The sequence below is a fragment of the Shewanella sairae genome, from assembly GCF_023283535.1.
Lineage (GTDB): Bacteria > Pseudomonadota > Gammaproteobacteria > Enterobacterales > Shewanellaceae > Shewanella > Shewanella sairae.
The window spans coordinates 97,398-112,191 of the sequence record NZ_JAKILT010000003.1; the positions used below are offsets into that span (position 1 = coordinate 97,398).

A 14,794-nucleotide genomic window follows, 5' to 3' on the forward strand; every position below is an offset into this window, starting at 1 on the left:
TCTATTGCGCCCAGCACAAAACATCGCCATAATCCGCATCTCTAATAAAAGCGTACAAATTTCAGACTGAAATTCAGATACCTACCTTTAAATCCTACAGTTTATATCCATTTACTCGTTATCGACTTCATGGGCTACATTTAGCTTGTGTGCTTGCTGACAACTCTGCAATTAACAACTTCCGGTCATGTACTTGGCTGTATAGGCAATCACATTTTTATGAAATTGAATATGCTCACCATCAAACAGAAAATCTTGCTTACCGTCGCTCTAGCAGTATTACTCTCGACAGCTCTTGTCGGTATTCTGAGTCAACAAAGCGCTAAACAAGTGATTGAGCAGCGCATGTTAAGCTCTGAAATGCCCAACATCATGGCGCAGATCCGCAATAAATTAGAGCTAAATATTTCTAGCCTGATGCATGCTGCCGAGCAGTTAGCCAATAACAGAATGCTACTTAGATGGCTGGAAGAAGATCGCCCACAAAGTCATGAAGAGCTAGTAGTCGATCTATTAGGAGATTTGACTCGCCAATATGGTTTAGCACAAGCCTCTTTTGCAGATAGACAGACAGCGGCTTATTACACCCAAGATGGCTTTCTACGCATATTGTCACCGACGCAAGATGGCTGGTTCTTTGACTACAAAAATAGTGGTCAAGAAAAGATGCTTAACGTGTTTACCGAAGACAATGGCGAGGTCAAACTCTTTATCAATTACCAACAGCCTAATGGTCGTGGTCTAGTGGGGCTGGGCAAGTCACTTGACGATATGGTGCAGCTATTACGATCATTTAAAATTGAACAATCAGGTTTTGTTTATCTAGTGGACGCCAAAGGCCAAGTCAAACTACATCAAGATACTCGCCAAATAGGACGCTCAAGTATCAACAGCTTGTACCCTGGGGTAAATGCTAACAGCTTGCTGCAGCAAGATGACTTTAACCTGATGAAAGCTGACATAAACGGTGAGTCAATGCTCATCGCCAGCAGCTATATCCCGTCTATGGACTGGTACTTAATCGCCCAGGTTCCAGAGGCAGAGATTTTCTCGTTACTTGAAGACTCAGCCTACAAGATCTTAATCTGGACTGCGATTATTGCAGCCACTTTCATTGCACTAGCAAGTCTAGTGGCAAGCTCTATCAGCCGCCCTATCGCCAATGTCGCCGACATGCTCGACAATATTGGTGAAGGTGAAGGCGATCTACGTCAACGCTTACCTGTTGAGGGTAACGATGAGCTAGCCCAATTGGCGAAAGGCTTCAATAGCTTTATCAGTAAAATCCAAGCCTCTGTCATTGAAGTGGGTGAAGCCAGTGCGCAACTGAGCGCTTCAGCGATCGATGTATCACGCCAAGCACAGCGCACGTTAGCAGACAGTCAATTACAAAAAGACCAAACTATTATGGTGGCGACTGCCATTAATGAGATGGGGGCTACTGTCAATGAGATTGCCAGCAATGCAGCCCAAGCGGCCGATACAGCAAGAGCCGCCGATACTGACTCAAGCAATGGTCAAGTGGTGGTGACTCGCGCCCGTGAGACCATTAATCAATTGTCGAATGATGTTGAGCAGGTGGGTGAAGTGGTTGAGTCTCTAGCAACCCATACTAAATCAATCGAGTCTATCTTGGACGTGATCCGCGCGGTATCAGAGCAAACCAACTTACTGGCACTGAACGCTGCAATTGAAGCTGCCCGCGCAGGCGAAGCAGGTCGTGGCTTTGCCGTGGTTGCTGATGAAGTGCGTAACTTGGCTTCTCGCACCGCGACGTCGACCAATGAAGTGCAAGTGATGATTAATAAGCTACAAGCGGAAGCCACCCGCGCCGTTGAAGCAATGGAGCAAAGCCGTGCCCGCTCAATAGCCGGTGTATCGGCAGTAGATGAAGCCAGCCAATCGCTCACAGGTATTAGCGATCGCATCGGCTCTATCAGCGATATGAACACTCAAGTTGCCGCTGCAACAGAAGAGCAATCAACTGTGGTTGAAGATATCAATCGTAATGTGAGTGATATTAATGATATTACCCAGCGCACAGCAGAAACTGCTGAAGATGCAGCACAGGCAAGCCAAACCTTAACGCAATTGGCCCATAGACTCGACTCGCTGGTCGCCAGCTTTAAAGTGTAAATCTAGACCTCAAGCAGTTTATAGCTTCAAGTTATAAACTGCTTGAGCTAATAGCCACTACAAACTCTAGGTTTAATAAAGCTAATCGACAGCGGATAGTTAAACTCTTTTCCTTCGCAGGCCTTTATTGCCGCCATAATCGTACATAAGATGTCTGTGAGTGTTAATAGACCTAAAACAGCAAAGCCAACACCTAGTTGGATCAATATTTCTTCGAAAGAGGCATGACGAAAAAATATAACCATGAGTATCGCGGTTATCGCCATATAAATTAAGAAGCTAATCTTAAAATTGATACACTTTCGACCGCCACGTTCAATAGACTCATATTCATCTCGCTTCATTAACCACACAGTCAATGGGCCAAGAATACTGCCTAAGGGAATAAGGTAACCGGCAAAACTTGCTAAGTGCACCAAGACTCCCATACTTTTTTCATCCTGCGTCATTCTTCACTCCCTGAATTAATCGACAACGACTAATAACCTGTTGCTTCAATACCGTATTGTAAGCCGTTTACCCAATAAAAACTCAAGCTGACTAATAGGATAATACTACCCGATTACGTCCCTGCTCTTTTGCCTGATAAAGCGCAATATCGACTCGATTAATCAACTCTTCTGGTTTCTCAGAGCGACGATACTCGGCTACGCCACTACTCATAGTGACCTTTATTTGACTACCGTTAACACTCAACTCTCGCTCTGCCACTAAATGCCTCAACTTTTCAGCAAGATCAGCAGCCTGACTTAAACTGCAGTTAGGCAATAAGATCAAAAATTCCTCACCCCCCCAGCGACACAGGAGATCATCTTTACCTAGTTGCCCTCCAAGTAAGTGACTCAAGGTTTGAATCACAAGGTCGCCCACATTATGACCATGACAATCATTAACCTTTTTAAAGTGGTCAATATCCATAAGCAGCACTGAGATCGGTGAACTATCTAATACCGAATGCGCTAACGCCTTAGCAAAATGCTCTTCAAAAGCTTGCCGATTAGCGGCACCGGTCAGTTTGTCTGTTGATGCCATCAACTCCAATTTTCGCTGATATCTACCTAACGTCATATTGGCGATAATCAACACGCCTAAGGTCACTAATAAACTCAAACCGATATTGATCCAAAAGGTCGTTAGCAGCTTTCTTTCACTGCTGGCATCGTCCTGCTCTACCACTAAATGCCATTTAAACTCAGGCACTAGCCGACTATTAAGGTAAACCGTTTGTCCCTCTTTTTGATAAGCAAAAGAACTGCTTGGGCTGGTCAGTATGCGTGTAGCTAACTTCTCAAGGCCGGGAGTTTCTTGCAAGTTACGTGCGCCTTGATACTGCTCACTATGGAGGGTGACGTTACCCTGCCTATCGGTAAAATATACATTGCGGTTATAGCGCTGCTGATACAGCTCAATCAGGCGTCTAACATTTTTCACAGCAAGACCAACACCTGTCACTCCTATAAAGTTACCGTCAAAATCAAACACCTTATAGTTCACATAAATCACAGTCCGATTTTGATCGACTGTGTCAGAATCAATATTCACTTCATAATCTTCAGACTTAGGTAGTGAGCGCACTCGAAAATACCAAGCATCCTCAGGGTTAATATCTTCTATTCGCTTAAGTACACCACTAGAGTGATAATATTTTCGACTCGACTCGGAAATAAAGAAGCTGGTCACTGTGTCGTATTTTTCTTGGATCTCTTTTAAGTAGCGAATAAGGTCGCCGGGAGTTTGCTCTTGGTTAATGGTCCAATCTCGCACAAAGGTATCTTGCGCCATAAGTGAGGAAATAAAGATCGGTTGCAGTAAATCTTGCTGGATTTCTGAATAGATATTATCGCTAGTTAACGGCAGATTATTTTCTTTGATCTGCTTGCTGAGAGAATCATGAGCGACTTGGTAACTAATGCTACTTGTTACTGCGAAGGCAGCCAATAGCAACAGCGATAAAATCCAAATAAAACGTTTTTTATCATTAAACACTCTATCGCCCATATCTACCCCTCACTCAACATCAGCATGCGATTACCACTTTAGCCGCTACAAATGTTGCAGCATTGTGAAATGGTAACTGAAAATAATCATGCCTGCATCGACTTTTGTAGGTATAAAACCATAAAAAATGCCCTGCGTAATAGCAAGGCAACAAAGGTGTAAGTTAGGAAGGCTAGATGCAAAAATTATCTAGCGCTAATATTAAAGAGCCGATATGACATTAATATTGCTCTGAGATGACAAAACTACGACATATCCGTCAGGTATTGTCGCAAGGCTTTACCCGGAATGGAGCTATTAGTTGCCACTGCAAATCCAGACCATACTGCCGCCTCTTGCATCGCTTGCACTATGCCGTTGCCATTAACCAAACCATGAATGAGCCCAGCGGCATAAGCATCGCCTGCACCTGTTGTATCAATGACCAGACTTGGCACTGCAGCAACCTGCTCTGCTTTGTTCTCGCTATAAACTGTTGCGCCATTCTCACCGTCAGTGACCACAAAGTATTTCAGCTGCTCGCCAGCGATTGATTGCGCAAACAGCCAAAAATCACAATCACAGCGCCCTTCCATATCACTTAACGACGCAATTAATACATGGCAGGGACGAGAGCGCTGATCTTTAGCTAACTGCGCGACTACCCAGCAATGGCTCATAGCAACTTTTGCCCAGCTTGCCGCCCCTTCTGTTGATGAGTTGATATACAAGGCATCTACATCGTGCCAGTTTGGCGGCAATGGCAACTCAAATTTGGGTCGCTCAGGTCTAATAATGGTGCGCTCTCCATCCGGCGTCATCATCAGCAGCATTTCACAGGTATTACCCGCCCGCCTTTGGATCAAACTGCAGTTTATCCCTTGGGTACTTGCCTCAGCTAATAACCAGTCACCAACATCATCTCGACCCACTTCTGTCACTAACGACACTTGATGACCAGCCCAAACCAGACCTATGCCAGTATTAGCACCGCCACCACCTAAGCGCTGGCCGCCATCTTGATAATGGAAACGCCCCCCCATTTTAATAGGTTGGTTAAGGTTAAAAATACGATCACAATTGAGGTTTGCGACTAACAATATATTCGCCATAACAGCTCGACTTAAAACAAGAGTTGATTCGATAGTAAGAGATTTTCAGTCGGCTTCCAAGCTCTCCCTGCTCTACTATTTCTGCAGGCAAGGGTTTTATCATTACCGCTGTAAGCGATCTCTCAAGCAGTTGTAAGCCCAAACACCTAGTGATTAACGTCTTGTTTCTATGCATTTTTGGTAACTTACTGAAAATAAAACCAGCAAAACAGAGCAATCAGCCAGAAATGGTCTACTATTAGCCCATAAAAGCTAGTACAGCGCTACGCAAATAAAAATTTGCGACATAAGATATTGGCAAACCTAGTTATAGGGTAGTTGAATGGACTCAATTATTGGCATACATAATCAAATAGAATTTGGCACGACACCAGAAGCGCAGCTTGCTCGCTATCAAGCGTGTTTAGTGGAATTTGAGCAACTGCAGTACACAGATGACTATGTGTTGCAGATTAAAGAAGACATCAAGAAATTACAGCGCCTAATAGAAAAAAAGGGTGAAGCTTATTAGCTTCACCCTTTTTGTATCTAGTAACCGCAAGCGAACAGCTAGTCGCGAGTCTTACATATCGCAAGCTTTAAGTGGCTTACGTAACTGGGCGCGGACGTTATCCATGCCAGAATAGAACTCTTTCATCATCAGCAGTCCCATCATCTTACCGTTATCGGTGATGATCAGGTTGTCTGGATCAGTTGGGTCATTCTTAATTGCACCGATGGCCTTCATTGAAGTCATCTCTTTAAACAGTGCAGTGTCTAGGTTAACCCCAAATGTTTCACGGAAATACTTACGTGACAGACGACCGGAGAACATGCCCAGTAAGAAACGGTACTGCATCACTTCTTTACGGCCATAATTCTTTTGCTGATCCACGCCCATCTGACCATTCGCGATACGCTCTTGGTACTTACGTAGCGAGAAGGTATTTACATAAAGCGTGTCATTTAAGAAGCTGAATGAGCCTGAGCCTACACCTAAGTACTCATCAAAATCGATAACGTACTCATCGAAACCTTCGTCATTGGCTTTACCAAAAGCCCATGCCGATAACTGGTTATATTGACCGTTAAGGCTGTTTAGAATTTGACGATACTGGCGTGCCATGTCCCCTTGAGGAGCCGCTAGCTTACCTTTAACACTCTTACGAGTCTGGTGAGTAATCATCAATGGATAAGTGGTGATCTGGCGAGGATCTAACTTAGATGCCATATCTAAGTCATGCTGGATCACTTCGTCAGTTTGACCTCGGAAACCGAAAATTAAATCAACGTTAATAATAGGGAATAGCTCTTTAGCTGCCATGATCTTATCGAAAGTTTGCTGACCAGAACCAAACTTTTCGATGCGATCTGTCATTGCTAAGATGTCATCATTGAAGCTTTGTACACCAATCGACATACGATCCACTAAGCCCTCAAGCTGCTTAAAGCCTGGGCTATCTAAATGCTGTGGGTCTGACTCACATGAGACTTCTTTAATGCTTGGGAACAGCTTTTTAGCATGCTCAATAGTTCGAGCTAGCTCATCTTCCAATACCGTTGTAGTACCGCCACCAATGTACATAGATTCAAAGTCATAACCTAGGGCTTTAACCATATCCATCTCTTTACGCAAAGAGATGAAGTAAGCGCGTGCTTTATCTTCTTTAAATAGGAAACGATGGAAGGTACAGTAAGAGCATAAGGTATGACAGAAAGGCACATGCGCATACAGCATGTACTTCTTACCTTCGATTGGGTTTGGCATCATTTCAGCCGAAACCGTATCGAGTCGTAAATTACGATCCACATAAAACTGCATGACTTTTTCCATACCGCTAATCATCCAGTCAGGCGTAGTGATGTTGGCGTTATAAGGTTGAACTGAATCAGGCAGAATAATTGACGACATATAAATTCCTATAAAAGAATGCTAATGGCAAAAGAATCGGAAACATTGGAATGCATTAGCGATGAGCAAAATTAGCACTTTAAATGAGCTTAAAACGTGATTAGGTTACGATTTAGCGTTTCCTATCAATGAAATGTAAGTTTTTTTGTTAAGTAAGTCATACTTTAGCGTTTGCGCATAAAACGTACAATGCTTCACAGATAAAAAAACACCCCAGCTACGAATAGCTGAGGTGTCTAGATGTTAAGTGCTAAAGAGGATTACTCTTTGTACTTAAGCGTACCGTTTTCTTTGATCTCATCGAACCAAAGATTGTGGTGCTGGCTTGCCCATGTTTCGTCACAGTAACCAGAAACCATACACTCCATACCACCTTCAGACATAACCGTTGCCATAAAGATATGCACGATTGAGAAAGCAGTAATGATAATAGCGCTCACTGAGTGCAGTACTAATGCGATTAGGCTTAGGGTGCGGCTAGGCTCGAACAAGTTCGGGAATAGTAGCAACATACCTGATGCTGAAATTAATAGACCAAAGGCTGCAAATGCCCAGAACCATAATTTCTCACCCGCGTTAGCGAAACCAGCGTCTGGGTGCTTACCTTTGAATGGACCGAAGTTGATGTAACCACCAACAACCATCATCCACTTAAGGTCATACATCTTAGGCATTTGGTTCTTAGCCCATAACGTTACCATCAGCGCCCAGCCCAACATGAACGGAATAGCCATGATGTCGTGGATCTGCTTAGAAGCGTTAACTAGACTAGCCCATAGGCCTTCACCGATATATGGCTGAACGAAGTAACGACCAGCAATTAGCATTAAGCCTGTTAGGATCAATAGCAGACAAGGAATCGCACCTAGCCAGTGAATTGATACATCAAACTTAGACCAACGGTAAACCAGCTTGCCTGAGTAACCACCGTGAAGCTTAGAAATGCCATTCACTTTGATAAACAGGACAAAAATAATGATCATGCCGAACAGGGCTGCCATTAATGCTGGAGCAAGAATATCACTACGCAATTCAAGTACACGTAGGTCATACGTGTTGATTGCTTGCGTGTGGAATTCACTTGTTGAAGTTGTACGACCTTCTTCGCCCGCTTTAAGCTGAGCCCAGATTTGGCCGTTGTTCACTTCAATGGTGTCACCCACTTTGTCAGTCGCATTAGCGAAAACAGACACACTGAAAAACAGTGCGATTGCTACGCCTATGTGTTTTAACCATTTGTTCATAATACGTCCTCTTTTACCACTGGGCGACTCACGCTAATGAGCCGCTCAGGGTACGCTAGAAATTAGTCAACCTAAGTTGATTAACCCCAAGCTGCGTTTTTAGAACCACGGTATGCAACACGCTCACGGAAGATTGAAGAAACAATATCTGCATCACCCGCTAATAGCGCTTTAGTCGCACACAACTCAGCACACATAGGTAGCTTGCCTTCAGCGATACGGTTTGCACCGTACTTCTGATGCTCTGCCTCAGAGAAGTTCTCTTCTGGGCCACCCGCACAGAAAGTACACTTGTCCATCTTACCGCGAGCACCGAAAGCACCCGATTTAGGGAACTGTGGCGCGCCAAATGGGCAAGCGTATAGGCAGTAACCACAACCGATACAAGTATCTTTGTCGTGAAGTACGATGCCATCTTCTGTCTTGTAGAAACAGTTTGCAGGACAAACCGCCATACAAGGTGCATCGTCACAGTGCATACATGCTACAGAGATAGATGCTTCGCCTTTAACACCGTCATTGATAGTCACAACGCGACGACGTTGAATTCCCCACTCTAGAGCAGAGTCGTTTTCGTTCTTACATGCTGTGACACAACCATTACACTCGATGCAGCGCTTGGTATCACATAAAAATTTCATTGTAGCCATTCTGGCAATTCTCCTAGCTAATACAGCTATTAAGCTTTAGCAATCTGACAAAGTGTGGCTTTAGTTTCTTGCATCTGAGTCACAGGGTCATAACCATAGGTCATTACCGTGTTACAAGATTCACCCACTACGTAAGGCTTAGTGCTAACTCCACCAGATTCTGGATATTGCAGATCTTCACCGTGCATTACACCCGCGAAGTGATAAGGCATCCAAGTGACACCAGCACCAACACGTGGAGTTACCATCGCCTTGATCTTGATGCGTCCGCCTTCAGCACCTTCAACCCAAACGTCATCACCGTCACGAATACCGCGATCTGTAGCATCAGCAGGGTTAATTTCGATGAACATCTCTTGTTGAAGTTCAGCCAACCATGGGCAAGAACGAGACTCTTCACCACCACCTTCGTACTCAACCAAACGGCCAGAAGTAGAAATTAGTGGGTACTTTTTGTCTAGATCATCGCTAATAACCTTGTCTTGTAACGTTTTGTACAAGGTTGGTAGACGGTGAACTTGCATGTCGTTATGAGTTGGGTACTTCTCAATCAGATCACGACGTGCTGTGTAGATTGGCTCACGGTGAACAGGCACTTCGTCTGGGAAAGTCCAAACGCGACAACGTGCTTTAGCGTTACCGTATGGCACCATGTTGTGTGCTAGCGCAACACGTACAATACCGCCACCTAAGTCAGTCGCCCAAGTACGGTTTTCAGCTAGTGCTTTCTCTTCAGCAGTTAGCTCATCCCACCAGCCAAGTTGCTTCAGCATCTTGTCATCAAATTGTGGGTAACCGTCTTGAATGTCAGCATCAACAGAAGCAGAATCTTCAGCTAGAATGCTCACGCCTTCGTGTTCAACACCAAAACGAGCACGGAAGTTACCACCACCTTGGTTAACGTTCATACCTGTGCGGTATAGAATCTGTGTACCAGGATGCTTCTGCTCTGGAGTACCCCAACATGGCCAAGGTAGACCGTAAGTCTCGCCCTTGTTCACGCCGCCAGCAGCTTCTAGCGTTTCAGAAGAGAAATCACCCCAGTTCATAGTGTGAGCACGGATACGCTCTGGGCTCCAACCTGTGTAACCCACTGAACGCATACCTTTAGCGTATTCGCGCATGATGTCATCAGAATCAGGCATATTGCCATTAACCTTGATGTGCTTAGTCCATGCGTCAGCAATGCCTACATGCTTCGCTAAGCGGTACATGATCTCTAGGTCATTCTTAGAGTCGAATAATGGCTCAACAACCTGTTGACGCCACTGTGCACTACGACCAGAGTTGTTTACTGAGCCTTCACACTCGTACTGAGTTGCAGCTGGTAGTAAGTAAACGCCATCTTGACGACGGTGCATAACACCCGCCATTGTTGGATACGGATCCACAACAACTACTGTTTCTAGCTTGTCCAATGCGTCACGTACTTCCATCTGACGCGTTTCAGTGTTAACTGATTGACCCCAGAAGAATGCTAGACGTAAGTTATCTTTTTGCGCAAGTTTGTCTTTAGCTTCTAATACACCATCTTGCCAGCGAGAACATGGCATACCAGGAGTAGTCATTGGGCTACGACCTAAGTAAGGCTTTTGGTCGAAACGTGCTTTAACTGAGTCGAATGGTAGATCCCATACGCGAGACCAGTGGTGCCATGCGCCTTCACCAACGCCGTAGTAGCCTGGTAAGTTGTCGAATAGCAGACCCATGTCCGTTGCGCCCTGAACGTTGTCGTGGCCACGGAAAATGTTAGTACCACCACCTGATACACCCATGTTACCTAGCACTAGCTGCAGGATAGAGTACATACGCGTGTTAGCGTTACCAACGTGATGCTGAGTACCACCCATACACCAAATTACAGTACCTGGACGGTTAGTCGCCATTTGTTTAGCAGCAGCATAAACAGCTTCGCGAGATACGCCAGTTACGTTTTCAACTTCTTCAGGAGTCCAACGCGCAGCTTCTTCACGGATCTTGTCCATGCCGTAAGCACGTGTGCGGATAAACTCTTTATCTTCCCAACCATTTTCAAAAATGTGCCACATTAGACCGTAAACCAAAGGAATATCGGTACCTGGACGTAATGGTAGGTGAATATCAGAATGCGCCATAGTGCGAGAGAAACGTGGGTCAGCAACAGTCATTGTCGCGCCGCGCTCTTTGGCGATTAAAATGTGCTGCATCGCTACTGGATGCGCCTCTGCAGGGTTTGCCCCAATCAGGAAGATATTTTTTGCGTTACGAATATCGTTGAAAGAGTTGGTTTGTGCACCGTAACCCCAAGTGTTCGCAACACCAGCAACTGTCGTTGAGTGACAAATACGCGCTGAATGGTCAACGTTGTTTGTGCCCCACATTGCCGCTAACTTACGGTACATGTATGCACCTTCGTTAGAGAACTTCGCACTACCCATGAAGTAAACTGAATCAGGACCTGATGTTTGATTGATCTCAAGCATCTTATCGCCGATTTCAGAAATAGCTTGTTCCCATGAAAGCTTCTTCCACTTACCGCCTTCAAGCTTCATTGGGTACTTAACACGCTTATTTGAATGCGTGTGGTAACGTAAGCTCGCGCCTTTAGCACAGTGGCCGCCAGAGTTGAATGGGTGGTCAAATGCAGGCTCTTGACCTGTCCAAACACCATTTTGAACTTCTGCGTATAAACCACAGCCTACCGCACAAGCACTACATACAGTACGCTTGATTTCAGTTGGTGCGTCATGAGCAACAGTTTGCACTTTAGCTTCTGCTTTACGCATCATGCCAGTGCCTAATAAAGAAGCTGCTGCGATACCACCAGATGTGATACCTGCTTGCTTCATAAACTGACGACGGCTAATACCTAGAGTCTTTTTCTCTACGGTAGGTGCCGCGTTAGATTGGCGAGTTAACTTCATCGCTGTACTTCTCCTAAACTAGCCGCGTAAGCTATTGTAATAACTGCGAATGTGTGCAGTTTCATGATAGCCATCTACATTTTTGGTGCTAACTTTCGTTTCACTTGCTTGAGCAACACTTACGCCAGTTGCGGCGATAGCAACACTTGCAGTGCCGCCGATAGTTAGTGCTTTCAGCAAAGATCTGCGGTTCAGATCAGGCTGTTGCTTTTTCATTTTCACTCCTAGTAGGAAGGAATAGTTTTGTTTATAAACACTTAAGATAGATCCAATAACGCTACGACTTGCAACGCAGGTTAATCGCTAGTTAATCAGCCGTTTAACATTGTAAAAAGTGTATATTTATTAGAGTTATCCCCAATATAGCCGGCGTAATATAAAGAATTTCAATCTTCAAAAAGTTGATCTAAATCCGATTAAACTTTCGATTTCAGCCAAATCAGAACAAAAGTGTTAACTAGAGCATGTTTTACAAAGCAAACTGACGCACAACACCAAATTATCGCACCACAAACCCAACAAGCGAAAATCAAAATAAACCTATAGTCAGTAACTTATATATTTTTAGATTAATAACACCAATCTTTAACATATGTACCAACCAAGCCGCCATTACCAACAAATAACAATCAATATAGGCACTTTATGGTGTAAGTTTGTTGCTTTTCGGTGATAAACAAACAGGTGGTTATGTAGAGGCAATTTGAGCTACGCATGCTCTTAACACCCTTTAACGTTAGCGAACATAAATCGGCTACCAACGTGGTGAAATCAAGTATTGAGGGCGGTTGTATATGAAGATTTAACTGAGCCGTTACATCGCTTGAGTGGCTATAGGGTAAACATGGCTTTCAATAGCTATCCGTCGTTATTGCTGGCACAAAAGACCGAACGAATTTCTACTTAACTATTGGTTGCGAAAATACAAATGACTCAAGCCTGGATGATTGTAACCACTAGGGATAGATTGCAGCTGAACACCGCCACAGCAGTGTATAACAGCATCATAGAGGCTTTGTTAGTGACAACCTCTAAATCGGCATTATTCGTCGTTATAGAGCGCTCTGGCAGGAACTAGATATTGAATAACTTTAACAACAGACTCAGATCCCGACGCTGTTTGCCTTAAGTTAATTCACCTAGTACCAATCAGGATATGATTTTGCTCTACTCAGCGAGTTGTAGCTAAAAAAATGCCCCGACATAGTCGAGGCATTTCAAATCACTTAGCAAACATTACTCTTTGTATTTAAGGGTACCGTTTGCTTTGATCTCATCAAACCAAAGGTTATGGTGCTGACTGGCCCATGTTTCATCACAGTAACCAGAAACCATACACTCCATACCACCTTCAGACATAACCGTTGCCATAAAGATATGCACGATTGAGAAAGCAGTAATGATAATTGCGCTCACAGAGTGCAGTACTAATGCGATTAGGCTTAGGGTGCGGCTAGGCTCGAACAAGTTCGGGAATAGTAGCAACATACCTGATGCTGAAATTAATAGACCAAAGGCTGCAAATGCCCAGAACCATAATTTCTCACCCGCGTTAGCAAAACCAGCGTCAGGATGCTTACCTTTGAATGGACCGAAGTTGATGTAACCACCAACAACCATCATCCACTTAAGGTCATACATCTTAGGCATTTGGTTTTTCGCCCATAGCGTCACCATTAATGCCCAACCCAACATGAATGGGATAGCCATAATATCGTGCACTTGCTTAGCACCGTTCACCATTGCCGCCCACACACCTTCGCCTATGTATGGCTGGAAGAAGAAACGCCCAGCAAGCAGGGTTAAGCCTGTTAAGATCAACAACAGACAAGGAATCGCACCTAGCCAGTGAATTGATACATCAAACTTAGACCAACGATAAACCAGCTTGCCCGAGTATCCACCGTGCAGCTTAGAAATGCCGTTCACTTTGATAAACAGTACAAAAATAATGATCATCCCGAACAGGGCTGCCATTAATGCTGGCGCAAGAATATCACTGCGCAATTCAAGTACACGTAGATCATAGGTGTTAATTGCTTGGCCGTGGAATTCACTCTTCGAAGTGGTATAGCCTTCTTCACCCGCTTTTAGCTGGGCCCAGATTTGACCATTTACTTCGTTAGTGTCACCCACTTTAGGGGCATCGTGGGCAAATACCGACACACTAAATAACAGTGCAATTGCCACGCCTATGTGTTTGAACCATTTGTTCATGTCACCTCCTGAATGCTGCAAGCTAACTTATTAAGACAGCTTGCAGCGATTATGGACTAACTCAATATTTAGGGCTTAGCCCCAAACATTTTTGTTAGAACCACGGTATGCAACACGCTCACGGAAGATGGCAGAAACAACTTCTGCGTCACCCGCTAATAGCGCCTTAGTTGCACACAACTCAGCACACATAGGTAGCTTGCCTTCAGCGATACGGTTTGCACCGTACTTCTGACGCTCAGCTTCAGAGAAGTCCTCTTCTGGGCCGCCGGCACAGAAAGTACACTTGTCCATCTTACCGCGAGCACCAAAAGCACCTGATTTAGGGAACTGTGGCGCGCCAAATGGGCAAGCATATAGGCAGTAACCACAACCGATACAAGTATCTTTGTCGTGCAGTACGATGCCATCTTCTGTCTTGTAGAAACAGTTTGCAGGGCAAACTGCCATACAAGGTGCATCACTACAGTGCATACATGCGACTGAAATAGATGCTTCGCCTTTAACACCGTCGTTAATTGTTACTACGCGACGGCGTTGAATTCCCCACTCTAGAGCAGAGTCGTTTTCGTTCTTACATGCTGTGACACAACCGTTACACTCGATGCAGCGCTTGGTATCACATAAAAATTTCATTGTAGCCATTCTGGCAATTCTCCTAGCT

12 protein-coding genes are annotated in these 14,794 nt (G+C 44.5%); 2 read left to right on the plus strand and 10 right to left on the minus strand.

Features of this window, described 5'->3' with window-relative positions:
• Positions 1-219: 219 nt before the first annotated feature.
• Positions 220-2,136, plus strand: coding sequence for a methyl-accepting chemotaxis protein (locus tag L2748_RS02025; RefSeq protein WP_220779797.1), 1,917 nt, complete (start codon positions 220-222; stop codon positions 2,134-2,136).
• A 47-nt stretch (positions 2,137-2,183) separates the two neighbouring features.
• On the opposite strand, the gene L2748_RS02030 is transcribed toward L2748_RS02025, so the two are convergent.
• The 3 genes from L2748_RS02030 to L2748_RS02040 all read right to left on the minus strand — a co-directional run bounded on the left by L2748_RS02030 (position 2,184) and on the right by L2748_RS02040 (position 5,225).
• Positions 2,184-2,585: a DUF4870 domain-containing protein gene (locus L2748_RS02030; protein WP_220779795.1), complete on the minus strand. Its 402-nt coding sequence runs from the start codon at positions 2,583-2,585 to the stop codon at positions 2,184-2,186.
• Between the two features lie 91 nt (positions 2,586-2,676).
• A complete protein-coding gene (locus tag L2748_RS02035) occupies positions 2,677-4,134 on the minus strand; it encodes a sensor domain-containing diguanylate cyclase (RefSeq protein WP_220779793.1) in 1,458 nt (485 codons plus the stop codon).
• Between the two features lie 245 nt (positions 4,135-4,379).
• On the minus strand, positions 4,380-5,225 hold the full coding sequence (locus tag L2748_RS02040; RefSeq protein ID WP_220779783.1) for a PfkB family carbohydrate kinase: 846 nt from the start codon (positions 5,223-5,225) through the stop codon (positions 4,380-4,382).
• Positions 5,226-5,547: 322 nt separating this feature from the next.
• Between L2748_RS02040 and L2748_RS02045 the strand changes: the two genes are divergently transcribed.
• Positions 5,548-5,736 (plus strand): hypothetical protein, encoded by a 189-nt coding sequence (locus tag L2748_RS02045; protein WP_220779781.1) that lies wholly within the window; start codon positions 5,548-5,550, stop codon positions 5,734-5,736.
• 51 nt (positions 5,737-5,787) lie between these two features.
• On the opposite strand, the gene L2748_RS02050 is transcribed toward L2748_RS02045, so the two are convergent.
• The 7 genes from L2748_RS02050 to fdh3B (L2748_RS02080) form a co-directional block, all read right to left on the minus strand.
• A complete protein-coding gene (locus L2748_RS02050; protein WP_220779779.1) occupies positions 5,788-7,116 on the minus strand; it encodes a coproporphyrinogen III oxidase family protein in 1,329 nt (442 codons plus the stop codon).
• 260 nt (positions 7,117-7,376) lie between these two features.
• A complete protein-coding gene (locus L2748_RS02055) occupies positions 7,377-8,360 on the minus strand; it encodes a formate dehydrogenase subunit gamma (RefSeq protein ID WP_220779777.1) in 984 nt (327 codons plus the stop codon).
• Between the two features lie 80 nt (positions 8,361-8,440).
• On the minus strand, positions 8,441-9,010 hold the full coding sequence (fdh3B, locus tag L2748_RS02060) for a formate dehydrogenase FDH3 subunit beta (protein ID WP_220762269.1): 570 nt from the start codon (positions 9,008-9,010) through the stop codon (positions 8,441-8,443).
• 29 nt (positions 9,011-9,039) lie between these two features.
• Entirely contained in the window at positions 9,040-11,913 is a 2,874-nt protein-coding gene (locus L2748_RS02065; RefSeq protein WP_220779775.1) for a formate dehydrogenase subunit alpha, read from the minus strand.
• 18 nt (positions 11,914-11,931) lie between these two features.
• The gene (locus L2748_RS02070; protein WP_028766715.1) at positions 11,932-12,129 is read right to left on the minus strand and encodes a twin-arginine translocation signal domain-containing protein; all 198 of its coding nucleotides are present in this window, start codon (positions 12,127-12,129) and stop codon (positions 11,932-11,934) included.
• A gap of 1,020 nt (positions 12,130-13,149) precedes the next feature.
• Positions 13,150-14,130, minus strand: a complete 981-nt coding sequence (locus tag L2748_RS02075) for a formate dehydrogenase subunit gamma (RefSeq protein ID WP_220779773.1) — start codon at positions 14,128-14,130, stop codon at positions 13,150-13,152.
• 75 nt (positions 14,131-14,205) lie between these two features.
• Positions 14,206-14,775, minus strand: coding sequence for a formate dehydrogenase FDH3 subunit beta (gene fdh3B, locus L2748_RS02080; protein WP_220779771.1), 570 nt, complete (start codon positions 14,773-14,775; stop codon positions 14,206-14,208).
• Positions 14,776-14,794 lie beyond the last annotated feature (19 nt).